The organism is Microbacterium sp. BH-3-3-3 (genome assembly GCF_001792815.1).
Lineage (GTDB): Bacteria > Actinomycetota > Actinomycetes > Actinomycetales > Microbacteriaceae > Microbacterium.
On sequence record NZ_CP017674.1, the window covers coordinates 2,966,476 to 2,983,177 of the forward strand.

General features: G+C 70.9%; 15 protein-coding genes and 1 tRNA gene. 14 read left to right on the forward strand and 2 right to left on the reverse strand.

The window, feature by feature from the left end; genetic code table 11:
• The first annotated feature begins 86 nt into the window (after positions 1–86).
• From BJP65_RS13685 to BJP65_RS13750, 14 genes are all read left to right on the forward strand, one after another.
• Positions 87–1,067 carry a TadA family conjugal transfer-associated ATPase gene (locus tag BJP65_RS13685; RefSeq protein ID WP_258027479.1) on the forward strand — a complete coding sequence of 327 codons (981 nt, stop codon included), beginning with the start codon at positions 87–89 and terminating at the stop codon, positions 1,065–1,067.
• Complete coding sequence (locus BJP65_RS13690; protein ID WP_070409500.1) at positions 1,061–1,963, forward strand: type II secretion system F family protein; 903 nt, start codon at positions 1,061–1,063, stop codon at positions 1,961–1,963. The genes BJP65_RS13685 and BJP65_RS13690 overlap by 7 nt, the downstream gene beginning before the upstream one ends.
• Before the next feature lie 95 nt (positions 1,964–2,058).
• The gene (locus BJP65_RS13695; RefSeq protein WP_070409501.1) at positions 2,059–2,298 is read left to right on the forward strand and encodes a DUF4244 domain-containing protein; all 240 of its coding nucleotides are present in this window, start codon (positions 2,059–2,061) and stop codon (positions 2,296–2,298) included.
• A complete protein-coding gene (locus tag BJP65_RS13700) occupies positions 2,298–2,651 on the forward strand; it encodes a TadE family type IV pilus minor pilin (RefSeq protein ID WP_070409502.1) in 354 nt (117 codons plus the stop codon). Before BJP65_RS13695 ends, BJP65_RS13700 begins: the two co-directional genes overlap by 1 nt.
• Positions 2,651–2,980 (forward strand): Rv3654c family TadE-like protein, encoded by a 330-nt coding sequence (locus tag BJP65_RS13705; protein ID WP_055838404.1) that lies wholly within the window; start codon positions 2,651–2,653, stop codon positions 2,978–2,980. The genes BJP65_RS13700 and BJP65_RS13705 overlap by 1 nt, the downstream gene beginning before the upstream one ends.
• A gap of 60 nt (positions 2,981–3,040) precedes the next feature.
• Positions 3,041–5,980: a type I DNA topoisomerase gene (topA, locus tag BJP65_RS13710; RefSeq protein ID WP_258027480.1), complete on the forward strand. Its 2,940-nt coding sequence runs from the start codon at positions 3,041–3,043 to the stop codon at positions 5,978–5,980.
• The gene (gene tmk, locus BJP65_RS13715; RefSeq protein ID WP_083285862.1) at positions 5,977–6,651 is read left to right on the forward strand and encodes a dTMP kinase; all 675 of its coding nucleotides are present in this window, start codon (positions 5,977–5,979) and stop codon (positions 6,649–6,651) included. The genes topA and tmk overlap by 4 nt, the downstream gene beginning before the upstream one ends.
• A gap of 121 nt (positions 6,652–6,772) precedes the next feature.
• Complete coding sequence (locus tag BJP65_RS13720; protein ID WP_070409503.1) at positions 6,773–7,951, forward strand: DNA polymerase III subunit delta'; 1,179 nt, start codon at positions 6,773–6,775, stop codon at positions 7,949–7,951.
• Positions 7,948–9,489, forward strand: a complete 1,542-nt coding sequence (locus tag BJP65_RS13725; RefSeq protein ID WP_070409504.1) for an alpha/beta hydrolase — start codon at positions 7,948–7,950, stop codon at positions 9,487–9,489. The genes BJP65_RS13720 and BJP65_RS13725 overlap by 4 nt, the downstream gene beginning before the upstream one ends.
• Positions 9,490–9,552: 63 nt before the next feature.
• Positions 9,553–10,224, forward strand: coding sequence for a deoxyribose-phosphate aldolase (gene deoC, locus BJP65_RS13730; protein WP_055838391.1), 672 nt, complete (start codon positions 9,553–9,555; stop codon positions 10,222–10,224).
• 77 nt (positions 10,225–10,301) lie between these two features.
• Positions 10,302–10,377, forward strand: a tRNA-Thr gene (locus tag BJP65_RS13735).
• 224 nt (positions 10,378–10,601) lie between these two features.
• Entirely contained in the window at positions 10,602–10,997 is a 396-nt protein-coding gene (locus tag BJP65_RS13740; protein ID WP_070409505.1) for a hypothetical protein, read from the forward strand.
• A gap of 40 nt (positions 10,998–11,037) precedes the next feature.
• Complete coding sequence (locus BJP65_RS13745; RefSeq protein WP_083285863.1) at positions 11,038–13,317, forward strand: efflux RND transporter permease subunit; 2,280 nt, start codon at positions 11,038–11,040, stop codon at positions 13,315–13,317.
• Positions 13,314–13,892 carry an isochorismatase family protein gene (locus tag BJP65_RS13750; protein WP_070409507.1) on the forward strand — a complete coding sequence of 193 codons (579 nt, stop codon included), beginning with the start codon at positions 13,314–13,316 and terminating at the stop codon, positions 13,890–13,892. Before BJP65_RS13745 ends, BJP65_RS13750 begins: the two co-directional genes overlap by 4 nt.
• On the opposite strand, the gene BJP65_RS13755 is transcribed toward BJP65_RS13750, so the two are convergent.
• Positions 13,873–14,898 (reverse strand): PAS domain-containing sensor histidine kinase, encoded by a 1,026-nt coding sequence (locus BJP65_RS13755; RefSeq protein WP_070409508.1) that lies wholly within the window; start codon positions 14,896–14,898, stop codon positions 13,873–13,875. The genes BJP65_RS13750 and BJP65_RS13755 overlap by 20 nt on opposite strands.
• 196 nt (positions 14,899–15,094) lie before the next feature.
• A complete protein-coding gene (locus BJP65_RS13760) occupies positions 15,095–16,678 on the reverse strand; it encodes a molybdopterin-dependent oxidoreductase (RefSeq protein ID WP_070409509.1) in 1,584 nt (527 codons plus the stop codon).
• Positions 16,679–16,702 lie beyond the last annotated feature (24 nt).

Sequence of the window (16,702 nt, forward strand, 5' to 3'; positions counted from 1 at the left end):
TCCCCACGGTGTCGATGCGTCGGAGCATCCACCGATCGCTGTTTTCGCTCGACGCGCGCGGGGGCGTCCTCCCTACGTTCGTCGTCGTGTCTTCCGTCATTCCCCTGCACCGGCCCGATCCCGCTGAAGCGCCCCCCGTCTGGGACGATCCGGCGTTGGCGTTCCTGCGGCCGTTCCTCGACGACGGGTCGGTGACCGATCTCTTCGTCAACGGAAACCGGGGACTCTTCATCGATCGAGGGCGCGGCATCGAATGCGTGGCGTCATGGCGCGCGAGCGAGCTCGAGGTCCGTCGGCTCGCGGTGCGTCTCATCGCGCTCGGCGGTCGCCACCTCGACGACGCGTCGCCCTGCGTCGACGTGCGGCTCGAACGCGGGGTCCGCGTACATGCCGTGCTCGCACCGGTCGCCGTGGGCGGAACGAGCATCTCGGTGCGGGTGCCGCGGTGGGACGCCCCCGATCTCGTCGGGCTCGAACGCGGGGGCATGTTCACCGCGACGCAGCGCGCGCGTCTGGAAGACATGGTCGATCGGCGGTGGAACATCCTCATCAGCGGCGCCACCGGGGCCGGCAAGACGACGTTGCTCGCCGCCCTGCTGGGGCGAGTCCCCGCCGGGGAACGTCTCATCACCGTCGAAGAGGTGGCCGAGCTGCGCCCGGATCACCCCCATCACGTCGCGCTCGAAGCCCGCCAGGCCAACCTCGAGGGTGCCGGGGCCCTAACCGTGGCCCGCCTCGTTCGCGAGGCGCTGCGCATGCGACCCGACCGCCTCGTTCTGGGGGAGTGCCGCGGAGAAGAGGTACGCGACCTGCTCATGGCGCTCAACACCGGCCACGACGGAGGCGCCGGCACGCTGCACGCGAGCAGCCTGCGCGACGTGGCGACGCGACTGGAGGCCCTGGGGTCGCTGGCGGGAATGGATGCCACCACCACCGGCAGGCAGACCGCGAGCGCCATCGGTGCCGTGGTGCACGTCGAACGTCGTGACGGACGCCGCCGGGTCACGGGATGGGGGCGCCCGGTGCTGAGCGACGGGCGACTACGCATCGATGCGGAGCCGTGGTGAAAGCGGGACGCGCCGCGATCGGTCACGCCGACGCGCTCGAGACCACGATGCGTCTCGCCGTGCTGCTGGGCGCGGGGCTGACCCCGGCGCGCGCGTGGGCCGTCGTCGCCGAGCGAGGGGAGGCGACGGCGGTGGGCGCGGCACGGGCGGCGGCGCGCGGCGACGATGTCGCCGAGGTCCTGCGCTCGGCGGGTGAGACCTGGAGTGATGTCGCCGCGGTCTACGCGGTCGCCGTCGATGCCGGTGCGCCGTTGGCCGATACGCTGCGCACGATCGGGGGAGCCCTGCGGGACGCCGCCGAGATCTCGGCCGACGTGCGCGTGGCACTCGCCGAACCCGCGGCGACGGCGCGGCTGCTCGCGTGGCTCCCGGTTCTGGGGGTTCCGCTGGGGCTCGCCCTGGGCTTCGATACCGTCGGCATCCTGGTGACCGATCCGCTCGGCACGGCCTGTCTCTTCGGGGGCGCGCTCCTCGTCGTGGCCTCACGCCTGTGGGCCCGCCATCTCGTGCGCCGAGCGAGGCCACCCCGAGGTGTGCCGGGTCTGAACGCCGAGCTATGGGCGGTCGCCCTCTCGGCGGGGATCTCGGTCGATCGGGCGCGTCAGCTCGCCACCGCAGCCGGCCGCGTCGAGCCGCCGCCCTCCGAGACCTCGGGGGACCAGGCCATCGAGGCCACTCTCGAGCTGGCCGTGCGCGCCGGTGTGCCGGCGAGCGAGCTGCTGCGCGGCGACGCGTGGATGGCACGTCATCGCGCCCGCACCGAGGGGCGCGCGGCGGCCGCGCGCCTGTCGACGCACCTTCTCGTGCCGCTCGGCGCCTGCACCTTGCCCGCGTTCCTCCTGCTCGCCGTCGTGCCGATGATGCTCGGCCTGCTGCGTTCCAGCGGGTTCCCCTAGCGAGGGGTCACTCTCGCCCCCACCCGCTCACCTCCCCTCGATCCGATGGGCGGAGATGCCTCTTCGCCCGGGTCTCTCACCGAAAAGGAGTCGCCATGACCATTCCCTTCCTTCCCACCGCCGCCGCCGCTCGTCACGAGGTGTGCGTCCCCGCGCTGACCTCGGGGCGCGCGGGTGCCCTCTTCCTCGATGAGAGAGGAGCCGCGACCGCCGAATACGCCATCGCGACCATGGCCGCCGTCGCCTTCGCCGGGCTGCTCGTCGTCATCATGCGCAGCGACGAAGTGCGCGGGATCCTCACCGATCTCGTTCGTCGTGCGCTGACGGTGCAGTGATGTCCGCGGCTCACCGGGCCGAGCGTCGACGGCCACGACTCGACGAGCGCGGTGCCGTGACCGCGGAGTTCGCTGTCGCGCTCCCCGCGCTGATCGTCGTGCTGGCGCTGGGGGTGGGGGCGCTCGGCTCGGTCGCCACGGCCGTCCGGCTGCAGCACAGCGCCACCGAGGCCGCGCGACTGCTCGGGCGGGGAGACGGCGGCGGGCTCGCCGTCGTCGACGGCGTCGGGGGCAGCGCGTCGGTCGAACGCGTCGACGGCCTCGTCTGCATCACGGCTTCCGCCCCGATCGCGTCGGCGCTCCCGCTCGCGCCCGTGACCGCGCGGGCCTGCGCCCTCGACGGAGGGCGCTGATGGCGGGCACGGTCGCGGTGGTCGGCGTCACCGCGGTGGTGGCGGGCGCCACCGTCGCTCTCGGACTCGCTCTCGGCGCCGTGGTGCAGGTGCAACGGCTGTCGGGGATCGCGGATGCCGCCGCCCTCGCCGCGGCCGACACGGTGAGCGGGGCGGTGACGGGGGTGCCCTGTGAGGCGGCGACGGTCGTCGCCGAGCAGGGGGGTGCGAGCCTGCAGGAGTGCGATGTCGACGGCCTGGTCGCCACCGTCACCGTCGCTGGGGCGTACGGTGGGATTCCATTCGATGTGCGCGCGCGGGCCGGACCACCCGATGTCCCGAGCCCATGAGTCCTCCCGGAACCCCGCCAGGCAGGCGTGTGTATGGTGTGCATCGACGAAAGGACCCCAGTGGCAAACGGCAAGAAGCTCGTCATCGTCGAGTCCCCGACGAAGATGAAGTCGATCCAGGGATACCTCGGCGACGACTACGAGGTGCTCAGCTCGGTCGGTCACATCCGCGATCTCGCGTCGAAGAAAGAGATCCCGGCCGACAAGAAGGCGGCGTACGGCAAGTACTCCATCGACGTCGAGAACGACTTCGACCCGTTCTACGTGGTCAACGACCGCAAGACCAAGACGGTGGCCGAGCTCAAGCGCGCGCTGAAGACGGCCGACGAAGTCTTGCTCGCCACTGATGGTGACCGCGAAGGCGAAGCCATCGCGTGGCACCTGCTCGAGGTTCTCAAGCCCAAGGTCCCCGTGCGTCGCATGATCTTCCACGAGATCACGAAGGACGCCATCCGCGAAGCCGCCGAGAACACTCGCGAACTCGACGTGTCGCTGGTCGACGCGCAGGAGACCCGTCGCGTGCTCGACCGCCTGTACGGCTGGGACGTCTCGCCCGTGCTCTGGCGCAAGGTGGGATCCGGCCGCGAGGGCACGGCGCTCAGCGCCGGCCGCGTGCAGTCCGCCGCGACCCGCATGGTCGTCGAACGCGAGCGCGAGCGCATGGCGTTCGTGTCGGCGTCATACTGGGACGTCGAAGCGCTCGCGTCGCAGACCGGGTCTTCGTTCACCACCCGCCTCGCCCGTCTCGACGGCGCTCCCATCGCCCGCGGCAGCGACTACGACGACAACGGAAACCTCAAGAAGGCCGTCGTGGTGCTCGACGAGGCGAAGGCCCGCGCACTCGCCGCGGCCATCACCGCCGCCGGCCGCGCGACGGTCGCCAAGGTCGAGGCCAAGCCCGGCACGCGCAGCCCCCGCGCCCCCTTCACGACCTCCACCCTGCAGCAGGAGGCCGGCCGCAAACTCTCGATGAGCGCCAAGCACGCCATGGGCGTCGCGCAGCGTCTGTACGAGAAGGGCTTCATCACCTATATGCGTACCGACTCGGTCGCCCTCTCGGGGCAGGCCATCTCGGCGGCGCGCGCACAGGCCGTCTCGCTGTACGGCGACAAGGCCGTCCCCGCCAACCCGCGCGTCTACAAGAGCAAGTCGAAGAACGCGCAAGAGGCGCACGAGGCCGTCCGCCCCTCGGGTGAGACCTTCCGCACGCCGGCGTCGCTCGCGTCGTCGCTCGACCGCGACGAGCAGAAGCTGTACGACCTCATTTGGAAGCGCACGGTCGCCAGCCAGATGGCCGATGCCAAGTACGAGACCACCACGGTCACCCTCACCGTCGCCGCGGGCGAGCAGGTCGCGGAGTTCACGGCGTCCGGAACCGTCTACACCTTCAAGGGCTTCCTCGAGGCCTACGAAGAGGGCAACGACGAGAAGCGCAACGGGCGTGACGACGACGAGGACCAGTCCCTGCCCGCGGTCGCGGCGGGCGACGAACTCACCGTCAGTGACGTGGAGCCCAAGGGCCACAGCACCTCACCCAAGCCGCGCTACACCGAGGCCAGCCTCGTCAAGGCGCTCGAAGAGAAGGGCATCGGCCGCCCGTCGACGTTCGCCAGCATCATCGGCGTCATCCTCGATCGCGGCTATGTCTCCAAGCGCGGCCAGGCCCTGGTGCCCAGCTGGCTGGCCTTCAGCGTCGTGCGCCTGCTCGAAGAGCACTTCGCCGATCTCGTCGACTACGACTTCACGGCCGCCCTCGAAGACGACCTCGATGCGATCGCCCGCGGAGAGCAGCGTCGCACGGAGTGGCTGAAGTCGTTCTACTTCGGTTCCGACAAGCAGGTGGGCCTGCGGCACATCGTCGACAACCTCGGCGAGATCGATGCCCGCGAGCTCAACTCGACCCGCATCACCGACACGGCCACCCTGCGCTTCGGCAAGTACGGTCCGTACCTCGAGATCACGGAGCCCGGGGCTGACGCCGAGACGAAGCCCCGCATCGTCAACATCCCCGAAGACCTGGCGCCCGACGAGCTCACGCCCGAGAAGGCCCAGGAGCTCATCGACGCCCCCGTCGCGGGCGACCGCGTGCTCGGCGAGAACGCCGAGAACGGCAAGCTCGTCGTCGTGAAAGACGGCCGCTTCGGGCCGTACGTGCAAGAAGTGGATGCCGAAGAGCCCGACGAGGTCGACCAGGCCACCGGTGAGGTCGTCGAGCAGCCGAAAAAGCGCGGCGTGAAGAAAGAGGTCACGCCCAAGCCCCGCACGGCCTCGCTCTTCCGGTCGATGTCGGTCGACACGATCGATCTCGACACCGCCCTGCAGCTTCTGTCGCTTCCGCGCGTCGTCGGCGCCGACCCCGAGACCGGTGCCGAGATCACCGCGCAGAACGGGCGGTTCGGGCCGTACCTCAAGAAGGGCACCGACTCGCGGTCGCTCGACGATGAGAAGCAGATCTTCGAGATCACGCTCGACGAGGCGATCGCCAAGTACGCCGAGCCGAAGTACGGCGCACGTCGTGCGTCGAGCGCCCTGAAGGAGTTCGACGCCGATCCGGTCAGCGGCAAGGCGATCAAGCTCAAGGACGGCCGCTTCGGACCGTACGTGACCGATGGCGAGACCAACGCCACGGTCCCGCGCGGTGAGGACGCCATGGCCGTCACCTTCGAGCGCGCCGTCGAGCTCATCGCCGACAAGCGCGCCAAGGGCCCCGCGCCCAAGAAGGCGCCGGCGCGCAAGACGGCGGCGAAGACGACCGCCGCCAAGACGACCGCTGCCAAGACGACCGCTGCCAAGACGACCGCTGCCAAGACGACCGCTGCCAAGACGACCGCTGCCAAGACCACGGCAGCCAAGACCGCGGCGGCCAAGACGACCGCGGCCAAGACGGCGGCCAGCAAGACGACCGCCGCCAGATCGACCGCCAGCAAGACGGCGGCAGCCAGCAAGACGGCCGCGCCGAGGGCCACGACCACGCGCAAGGCGCCGGCGACGCAGTCGTGACCATCGAGGACACCCGGCCGCTGCACGCCCCGCGCGCGGCGGCGGCCGGGGGCCCCGGCCTCTTCGTCACCTTCGAGGGCGGCGACGGGGCGGGCAAGACCACCCAGGCGTCGCTGCTCGAGCAGTGGGTGCGCTCCGACGGTCGCGACGTGGTGCGCACGCGCGAACCGGGCGGCACCGAGGTGGGCGTGAGGATCCGCGACATCGTGTTGCACCACCGGGGGCACATCAACGCCCGCGCAGAGGCTCTGCTGTACGCCGCCGACCGCGCGCACCACGTCGAGACGGTCGTGCAGCCCGCCATCGCGCGCGGCGACGTCGTCATCCAGGATCGGTACCTCGACTCCTCCGTCGCGTACCAGGGGGCGGGCCGCGTCCTCGACGCCGACGACGTGCGGGCGCTGTCTCTCTGGGCGACCGACGGGCTGCTGCCCGACCTCACGGTGCTGCTCGACCTCGACCCGACCGCCGCGCGAGCGCGCCTCGATGCCGACGACAAGCCCTTCGACCGCCTCGAAGCCGAGAAGAACGAGTTCCATGCCCGCGTGCGCGACGGCTTCCTGGCTCTCGCACGACGTGAGCCGGAGCGTTTCCTCGTGCTCGATGCGACCGAGGCGCCCGAGGTTCTGGCCGCGCACGTGCGCGACGCCGTGACGACGCGGCTGGGCTGACGCGTCCTCTACCGCGGTACCCCGGCGGTATCGACGTCCGGCGCCCTTGGGCGAGCGCGCCCTCCATCGCGCGGTGACGAGCCAGGGAAAGCTGTCGGAGCCCACGGTTAGGCTGGAGCCCATGTCCGTCGCCCTCGACCCGCCGTCCACGCCCGCCGCGGCGGCGCCGTTCCCGTGGGACGCCGTGTGGGGGCAAGACGACGCGGTCGACACCCTGCGCGCCGCGGCATCCGACCCCGCCGCCCTCGCCCACGCCTGGTTGATCACGGGCCCTCCCGGGTCGGGGCGCTCGACCCTCGCGTACGCGTTCGCGGCGGCGCTCATCGCCGAGCCGGGCGACGAGCGGGCGCAGCAGCAGGTGCTGGCCCGCACCCATCCCGACCTCACCGCGCTGCGCACCGAGCAGGTCGTCATCCGCATCGACGAGGCCCGCCGTCTGGTGGAGCGATCGTCATTCGCGCCGTCGCTCGGGCGGCACCGGGTGATCGTCGTCGAAGACGCCGACCGCATGGCCGAACGCACGTCCAACGTGCTGCTGAAGGCCCTCGAGGAGCCCCCCGAGAAGACCGTGTGGGTGCTGTGCGCCCCGAGCGATGCCGACCTTCTGCCGACCATCCGCTCCCGCGTACGGCTCCTGCGCCTGCGGGAGCCCTCGGTCACCGACGTCGCCGCCCTCATCGTCGAACGCACGGGTGTCGCCCCAGACATCGCCGAAGAGTCCGCGCGCCACGCGCAGCGCCACATCGGCATGGCGCAACGCCTCGCCACCGACGACGACGCCCGCGCCCGTCGTGCCGAGACCCTGGCTGCGGTCCTCGCGGTGCGCGGCATCGGCGACGCCGTCGAGGTGGCGGGACGCATCGTGCGCCTGGCCACCGATGATGCGAAGGCCCTCACCGCCACCCGCGACGAAGAAGAACGGCGTGCGCTGCTGCGCACCTTCGGTGTCGCCGAGGGGGCCGCGGTGCCGCCGTCGGTCCGCGGCCAGGTCAACGCCCTCGAAGACGACCAGAAGCGGCGCGCCACCCGCAGCCTGCGCGATGGCATCGACCGCGTGCTCACCGACCTGCAGTCCCTGTTCCGCGACGTCGTGATGATCCAGTACGGCCGCGAGGGCGACCTGGTCAACAGCGAGCGCCTCGACGACCTGCGTTCCCTCGCGGCCGAGTGGACGCCGACCCGTACCCTCGGCGTGCTCGACCGCATTTCCGACACCCGCTCGCACCTCGAGCAGAACGCGGCGCCCCTCTTGGCATTGGAGAGTCTCATGATCACCGTCGCGAATGGTTCCGCCCCGTGAGCGCGCGCCGTCGTCTGGCCGCCGTGATCGCCGGCGTGGCCGGGGTCGCCCTGGCCCTGTCCGGGTGCCTCTACGCCCAGATCCCGCCGATGGCGCCCGACGGGGGGCGCTCGCTCGCTCCGCAGACCGAGGGCGTCGACGCGGCACTCCTGCCGTACTACGGCCAGACGCTCGCGTGGGAAGCCTGCGGAAGCGCCGGGTTCGACTGCACGACCGTCACCGCCCCTCGCGATTACGCCGACCCCTCGGCCGGTGACCTGCAGCTGGCCGTCATCCGCCACCGCGCGACGTCGGGCGAGCCCCTGGGCTCCCTGTTGACCAACCCCGGTGGGCCGGGGGTCAGCGGCGTCGACACGGTGCGTGACTCGCTCTCGCTCGTCGCCGACGAGACGCTCACCAGCGCGTACGACGTCATCGGGTTCGACCCGCGCGGGGTGGGTCAGTCGTCGCCGGTGACGTGCTACGACGCCGCGGGCATGGACGCCTACCTGTACGACATCCCGCCCGGAGCGCGCGGCAGCGACGAGCGCAACGCCGCTCTCGAGCAGCGGCAGGTCGACTTCGCCCAGGCGTGCGAGAGCAACAGCGCCGGCATCCTGCCCTACGTCTCGACCGAGAACGCCGCGCGCGACATGGATCTTCTGCGTGGCGTGCTCGGCGACGCGAAGCTGAACTACCTGGGATTTTCGTACGGCTCGCTGCTGGGAACGACGTACGCCGGCCTGTTCCCCGAACGCGTCGGGCGCATGGTGCTCGACGGGGGCATCGACCCGAGCCTCCCGGCCAGCGCGAGCGGGATCGCTCAGGCGGTGGGTTTCGAGAACGCGCTGCGGGCGTTCATGGCCGACTGCGTGACGAAGTCGGACTGCCCGTTCACGGGCTCGGTCGACGACGCGATGGCCGATCTGTCGTCGCTGCTCGAGCGGGTGGACGCGCGACCGATCACGGCGGGTGACGGTCGTCAGCTCGGAGCGGATTCGCTCATGACCGCGATCATCGCCGCGCTCTACAGCGACCAGAACTGGTCCTATCTGCGTGCCGCTCTGAGCGGCGCGCAGAACGGCGACGCGTCGGTGGCGTTCCAGCTCGCCGACTTCTACAACGGTCGCACCGACGGCGGCTACACCGACAACACGATGCAGGCGCTGCGGGCGTACAACTGCGTCGACTACCCCGCCGAGAGCGAGGCCGACAGCGACGCGCTGCTGGCCGAGCTCGAGCAGAAGGCCCCGGTCGTGGCGCCGTACTGGGTCGGACCCGATCCCTGCGACGCGTGGACCGCCCCGCCGACCGGAACGCGTGCCGCCATCACCGCGCCCGGCTCACCCCCCATCGTGGTGCTCGGAACGACCGGTGACCCCGCGACCCCGTACGCCGAGGCGCAGAGCCTGGCCGACCAGCTGTCGCAGGGCGTGCTGGTGACCTACGTCGGCGAGGGACACCTCGCCTACAACAAGGGCGACGACTGCGTGAACGGTGCCGTCGACGACTACCTGGTCGGCGGCACGGTGCCGGCCGAGGGCCTGCGCTGCGGATGACCCCCGAACCCACCGCCGGCGCCCGCGCCTAGGCTGGATCCGTCACACCCCGAGGAGACCCCCATGACCGCGCCCACCGCCGACCTGGCGTCGTACATCGACCACACCCTGCTCAAGCCCGAGGCCACGCGCGCCGACGTCGAGCGCATCATCGCCGAGGCCGCCGAGCTCGGCACCTACAGCGTCTGCCTGTCGCCGTCGTTCCTGCCCGTCGAGGTGCCCGCGGGACTCAAGGTCGCCGTCGTCTGCGGCTTCCCCAGCGGCAAGCACCACGCCGAGGTCAAGGCCGCCGAGGCCGCCCTGTCGGTGGCGCAGGGCGCCGACGAGATCGACATGGTCATCGACGTCGGCGCAGCGATCGAGGGGCGCTACGACGTCGTCGAGGCCGAGATCCGCGCGGTGCGACTTGCCGCTCCGGCCCCGACCGTACTGAAGGTCATCATCGAGTCGGCCGCACTGTCCGACGAGGCCATCGTCGCGGTGTGCGAGGTCGCGGTCGCCGCCGACGCCGACTTCGTGAAGACCTCCACCGGTTTCCACCCCGCCGGCGGGGCCAGCGTGCACGCCGTCGAGTTGATGAAGCGCACCGTCGGCGATCGCGCCGAGGTCAAGGCATCCGGAGGCGTCCGCACCCGTGCGGCGGCCGAAGAGATGATCGCCGCGGGCGCGACTCGCCTGGGCCTGTCGTCGAGCCGCGACATCCTCGCCGACCGTTCGGCGACCGGAGACTACTGATCCCACCCCGGCGCGCGTACCTCAGACCCCGCCGGAGCATGTAGGATCGATGATCGTGCACGCGACAGCGCGCACATGCCGCCTTAGCTCAGACGGCAGAGCGATTCACTCGTAATGAATAGGTCAAGGGTTCGATTCCCTTAGGCGGCTCCACCAGACCCTCACCCGCATATCGGGTGGGGGTCTTTTGGTTCGTCGGCGAGACGAACCTCGGAGCGACCCGCGGTGTACCCGTGCCCCTCGGGCTGACGCAAGTGTGGACGCAGCGTCGCGAGCGCGGAGCTGCGGGGGCGGGGGAGCTCGCCCGATAGGCTGGGATCCGTGTCGTCCCGTGCCGTGCGGCGGCGATCATCCGCCCGCTGACCGCAGGAGCCCCCGTGTCGAACGCGCTCGACGCCCTCATCGAGATCTTCACGTGGGTGGGGCTCGGTGGGGGCATTCTGCTCGCGTTCGTCGCGGTCGTCCTGGTACTCGCCGACGGCACCTGGGTGCCCACACGTGCCGTGGTCGAGCACGCCGAGGGCGGGCGAGTGGTGCGGTGGTTCGACGAGGGCGGCGGTGTCAACGAAGCCCCCCTGGCGCCGCACGACGACGCTCGCCTCGGCGACGCGGACATGGCCGACATCTTCTACCGGCGGGGGTCGGCGCACCGCATGCGGTTGACGCGGTCGTCGCCGTCGGTGCGATTCGTGTCGTTGCTCGCGGCCGGGGTGCTGGGGCTCGGGGCGGTGTCGTTCATCGCGTCGATCGTGGTGCTCTTCGTGCAGGGGTAGGACTTGACGCGAGGCACATATTGCTAGATAAGCTAGCGATATGTCCGGTTCTCCTGCGCCCACCCCGTCTCGACGCCGCGCTTCCGGCGACCCCGCCTCATCGCGAGGCGACCGCCGCCACCGCTCCGCGCCCACGGTGTCGCGGTGGCTGCGCATCGGCATCCCGAGTCTGCTCGTGCTGCTCTGGGTGGTGGGCGGCTCGATCGGCGGACCCTTCTTCGGCAAGGTCGACCAGGTGGCCACGAACGACCAGTCGTCGTTCCTGCCGCAGTCGGCGGACGCGACCGAGGTCAGCGAGCGACTCACCGATTTCACCGGGGGCGACACGATCCCGGCGCTCGTGGTCGCGGCCACCGACGACGGCAGCGCGCTCACCGACGTGCAGCTGAGTGCACTGCAGACCCTCGCGACCGAGGTGGCCTCGATCGACGGCGTCACGGGCGAGGCGTCGGCGCCGCTCGTGTCCGACGACGCCACGGCCGCGCAGATCTTCGTGCCGATCGACAGCTCCGGTGAGGTGCGCGAGGTCGTCGAGCAGGTGCGGGAGCGCGTCTCGGCCGACGTCCCCGCCGGGGTCGAGGCGTGGGTGACGGGACCCGCGGGGTTCACCGCCGACCTGGTGAAGGGCTTCCTCGGCATCGACGGGCTGCTGCTGATCGTCGCGCTCGGCGCGGTGTTCGTCATCCTCGTGGTGGTCTACCGCTCGCCGCTGCTGCCGGTGCTCGTGCTGCTCACCTCGGTGTTCGCACTGTGCGTGGCGTTGCTGACCGTGTGGTGGCTCGCGTTCGCGGGGATCGTGGTGCTGAACGGACAGGTGCAGGGCATCCTCTTCATCCTCGTCATCGGCGCGGCCACCGACTACGCCCTGTTGTACGTCGCCCGATTCCGTGAGGCGATCGGTGAGGGTGAGAAGAGGTGGGATGCCACGATCCGGGCCTGGAAGGGAGCGGTCGAGCCCATCCTCGCCTCGGGCGGAACGGTCATCGCGGGCCTTCTGTGCCTGCTGCTCTCCGACCTCGCCACCAACCGTGCGCTCGGGCCCATCGCCTCGATCGGCATCGCGTTCGCCGTGCTGTCTGCTCTGACCTTCTTGCCGGCGCTGCTCGCCCTCTGCGGCCGTGCCGCGTTCTGGCCGTTCCTGCCGAAGCCGGGAGCTGCGGCCCTGCCCGCCGACCTCACCGCGCCCGCGAAGGGCGTCTGGCCGCGACAGGCGCGGTTCGTCGCACGCCGCGCACGCCCCGTGTGGATCGTGTGCACCCTGGTGCTCCTCGCCGCCTGCGTGGGGGTGACCCAGCTGCGCGCCGACGGCGTTCCCGCCAGTGACCTCGTGCTCGGCGCCTCCGAGGCGCGCGACGGGCAGGCGGCCCTGGCCGAGCACTTCCCGGGCGGATCGGGCAGCCCCGCCTACGTGCTGGTGCCCGAGGGCCGGGCGGCCGACGCCGTCACGGTGCTCGAACGCACCGCCGGCATCGACAGCGTGGGCGTCCTCGCCGCGGACGCCCCCGGCGGTCAGGCCCCCGTGTCGGTGAGCGACGGTGTCCTGCAGACCACCGCTTTCGGTGCACCGGGAACGCCCGCGCCCGCGCCCACCGTCTCCGACGGTGACGTGCTGCTGGCCGCGACGCTGTCCGATACCGCCGACTCCCCGGCCGCCGACGACACGGTGAGGTCATTGCGCGCCGACCTGACCACCGAGCTCGGCGAGGGGACGGCGATGGTGGGCGGCGTGACGGCGACCGACATCGACTCGGTCGACACCTCGATCCGCGACCGCACCCTGATCATCCCCATCGTGCTCGTCGTCATCCTGCTCATCCTCATGGCGCTGCTGCGCTCGATCGTCGCGCCGCTCATCTTGATCGGGACCGTCATCGTGTCGTTCGGCGCGGCGCTGGGCGTGAGCGCCCTCGTCTTCGACGGCGTGTTCGGGTTCCCCGGTGCCGACCCGTCGGTGCCGCTGTACGGATTCGTGTTCCTTGTCGCCCTCGGCGTCGACTACAACATCTTCTTGATGTCGCGGGTGCGCGAGGAGTCCCTCGTGCACGGCACCCGTCCCGGCATCCTGCGGGGACTCGTCGCGACGGGCGGCGTGATCACCTCGGCCGGCCTGGTGCTGGCGGCGACCTTCGCCGCCCTGGGCGTCATCCCGATCCTGTTCCTCGCGCAGATCGCGTTCATCGTCGCGTTCGGGGTGCTGCTCGACACCTTCGTCGTGCGTTCCCTGCTCGTTCCCGCGCTGGCCTACGACCTGGGGCGCCGCATCTGGTGGCCGTCGAAACTCGGCCGGGCCGATGTCGACGCGCGTAGGCTCGACGCATGACCCGGGCGCTGTTCATCGTCGATGTCCAGAACGACTTCACCGAGCGCGGAGCGCTGGGCGTCGAGGGCGGTGATGCGGTCGCGGAACGGATCTCGCGCCACCTCGAGGCCCACGCCGACGACTACGCGGTCGTCGTCGCCTCGCGCGACTGGCACCACGGCGACGACGACAACGGGGGGCACTTCTCGGCCACCCCCGATTTCGTCGACACCTGGCCGGTGCACTGCGTCGGCGGCACGTACGGGGCGGACTATGACGCGGTGTTCGACACCGCGCGGGTGACCCACCACCTCAAGAAGGGGCAGGGAAAGCCCGCCTACTCGCTCTTCGAGGGCGTGTCCGACGACGGCCAGACGGCCGCGGGCATCCTCGAGGCGCACGGCATCCGGCACATCGATCTCGCCGGCATCGCGACGGACTACTGCGTGCGGGCGTCGGCTCTCGACGCGATCGCCGCGGGGCGTTCGGTGCGCGTGCTGACCGACTTGATCGCCGGCGTGCACCCGACCTCGAGCGCCGCGGCGCTGGCCGAGATCGAGGCGGCCGGCGCAGAGCTCACGCGCTCTCGGCGATGACGTCGTCGGCGCGGGGGATCGTGATGGTCACGCTCGTCCCCTCGCCCGGGTCGCTCGCGATGCGCAGCGTCCCACCGTGCGCCGACACGATCTGGCGGACGCTCGCGAGGCCGATGCCGCTTCCTCCGTCGCTCGCGTCGGCGTAGCGGCCGCGCTGGCCCTCGGTCGTGATCGTCGCCAGGTCGTCGGGGTGGATGCCCCGGCCGTGATCGCGCACGCGGACGGCGGCGCCCTCGTCGGTCTCGAACAGGTCGATCTCGATGACGTCGTCGGAGTACTTGGCGGCGTTCTCGAGCACGTTGGCGACGGCGCGACGAAGCCCCAGGACGTCACCCAGCACCGGAACGGCGTCGACGTGTCCGAACTGCACGCGGGTGGGCGCCTGTCCGGGGAGAACGAGAGCGACCGCACCGCGGGTGATGAGGTCGAGCGTGGCGCGGCGGCGACCGCGATCCGCCGTCGTGGTCGAGTCCGCGAGCAGCGCCTGGGCCATGGCGATGAGGTGGTCGCTCGCCTCGCCGGCGAGACGCAGCAGGCGGTGATCCGGGTCGAGCTCCTCGCCGATGAGATCGAGGTACCCGCGCAGAGCGGTCACGGGCGAGAGCAGGTCGTGCGCGAACGTGCGCTGCAGCGCGTCGCGATGGTCGACCTCCTGCTTCTCGGTGGTGAGGTCGCGCACGATCTTCACGAAACCGAGCACCTGGCCCTGATCGTTGCGGATCGCCGAGATCGTCACGCGGGCCCAGAACTCACTGCCGTCCTGCCGCACGCGCCAGCCGGTGTCTTCGACGTGCCCGTCGCGCTGGGCGGCGGCGAGCAATTGGTCGGGAACGCCACGACGCCGGTCTTCTTCGCGGTAGAAGGTCGAGAAGTGCGACCCGACGATCTCGGCTTCGCTGTACCCCTTGATCAGTTCGGCGCCGAGGTTCCACCCCCGCACGAATCCGCCGCTGTCGAGCTTGACGATGGCGAAGAGGTCGACCTGACCGTCCCAGTCCGCCGGCATGGAGCGTCGGATAGGCAGAGGAGTCGGCTGCGCAGAAGAAGGAAGGTGGGCGTCTGTCATCGGAGGCTCGCTCTCTGCGGTGCTCATCGGCGCACGCAGAAGCGGCTCGGGATGCTTGCTGAAGGCATTCTCCGATCATCCCCGACGCGGCGACCCCGCGACAGAGATTGACAAGATCATTACGCCTCCGAAACCGTCACGACACGGTGACGAGGGTGCGCTGCCAGCCGCTGGAGCCGTTGGGCGCGATGGGGGCTGCATCCTCGATCTGCACGTTGCCCTGCTTGTCGGTCGCCCGCACGGCGATGTAGTGCGTGCCCTTCTCGGCGGTCCAGTCGTACTTCCACTGCACCCACGACTGGTCGTTGATGGGCGTCGACAGGGTGGTCGGCTGCCACTCGCCGTTGTCGATGCTCACCTCGACCGTGGCCACGCCGATCGGCTGCGCCCACGCCATGCCCGCCACGGTGATCGCACCGGCGGTGACGGGCGTACCGATCTTCGGGGTGTCCACGCGCGACGACATCTTGATGGGGGCTTCGGCCGAGTAACCGCGGGGGGTCCAGTAGGCCTCGACCTCGTCGAAACGGGTGACGGTGAGCTTGGTGACCCACTTCGTCGCCGACACGTAGCCGTAGAGACCCGGGACGACCATGCGCACGGGGAAGCCGTGTTCGAACGGCAGGGGTTCTCCGTTCATGGCGACGGCGAAGATGGCATCCAGGTTGTCGTCGGTCAGCGAGCCCAGGGGAGTGGATGCCGTGTACCCGTCGACACTTTCGGAGAGCACCATGTCGGCCCCGGACTGCACCCCCGCCATCCGCAGGATGTCGCGGATCGGCACGCCGGTCCAGATGGCGTTGCCGACCAGACCTCCGCCGACCTCGTTCGACACGCAGGTCAGGGTCACGCCGTACTCATCGAGACCCATGTTGACCAGGTCGTCGAAGCTGAGCTCGATCGGTGTGTCCACCATCCCCTCGATCGACAGGCGCCAGGTGGTCGGATCGACGTTCGGAACGGTGAGCGCGGTGTCGACGCGGTAGAAGTCGGCGTTGGGCGTGATGATCGGGCTGAGGCCCGGGAGCTCCCAGTTCGCGCCCTCGGGGAGGGTGACGGTCGTGCGGGCCGTGGGCAGTCGCAGGGCGTCGCGCGCGGCGGCCACCGACGAGCTGGTCGCGTTGAGCACGCGGGCACCCACGCCCACGACGACCGCGCCCACGGCGGTGAGGCCGGTGAACAGCAGGAAGCCGCGTCGATCGGTGCCGCGCGTGTCGGCGTCGGCCGCGGCAGCCGTCATCCAGCGGCGCAGCTTGGTGGTCGAGAACATCAGCACGAACACGCCGGCGGCGGTGCCGATCACGGGGGGCAGCCAGGCGAGGGCGCCGGCTCCCGTGCGGGTGAGGATGGCGACGGTGGCGAGGACACCGCCGATGGCGAGCACCACGGCGCCGGCGGGGCGCAGGCGGTACTGCAGGATGCCGGCGACGGCCGCGGCGACGGCGGCACCGAGTCCGACACCAGCCAGGAGGGCGATCTTGTCGGTCTCGCCGAACAGCGTGATCGCGAGTTCCTTCAGCGGCCGGGGCACGATGTCGACGATGACGGAACCGACCGCGAGGATCGGGCTCGCCGACCGTGCGAAGAGGGCGGCGAGCAGCTCGGCGACGGCCAGAAGCACCGCCGCCGACACGATGCCGGCGAACGCGGCCCACGGCCACGCGTGCCGCTTCCGGGCCTTCGTCGGGGTGGAGTTCTTCACCGCGGTGTCGGTCGACATGGCATCCCTCGTTTCTGCTCCCCA

Coding starts and splice junctions, on each gene's coding strand:
- BJP65_RS13745 (WP_083285863.1), top strand. CDS start 11,038: ATGTCCGGTTCTCCTGCGCCCACCCCGTCTCGACGCCGCGCTTCCGGC.
- BJP65_RS13695 (WP_070409501.1), top strand. CDS start 2,059: ATGACCATTCCCTTCCTTCCCACCGCCGCCGCCGCTCGTCACGAGGTG.
- BJP65_RS13720 (WP_070409503.1), top strand. CDS start 6,773: ATGTCCGTCGCCCTCGACCCGCCGTCCACGCCCGCCGCGGCGGCGCCG.
- BJP65_RS13705 (WP_055838404.1), top strand. CDS start 2,651: ATGGCGGGCACGGTCGCGGTGGTCGGCGTCACCGCGGTGGTGGCGGGC.
- BJP65_RS13700 (WP_070409502.1), top strand. CDS start 2,298: ATGTCCGCGGCTCACCGGGCCGAGCGTCGACGGCCACGACTCGACGAG.
- deoC (WP_055838391.1), top strand. CDS start 9,553: ATGACCGCGCCCACCGCCGACCTGGCGTCGTACATCGACCACACCCTG.
- BJP65_RS13755 (WP_070409508.1), bottom strand. CDS start 14,898: ATGCCGGCGGACTGGGACGGTCAGGTCGACCTCTTCGCCATCGTCAAG.
- BJP65_RS13750 (WP_070409507.1), top strand. CDS start 13,314: ATGACCCGGGCGCTGTTCATCGTCGATGTCCAGAACGACTTCACCGAG.
- BJP65_RS13760 (WP_070409509.1), bottom strand. CDS start 16,678: ATGTCGACCGACACCGCGGTGAAGAACTCCACCCCGACGAAGGCCCGG.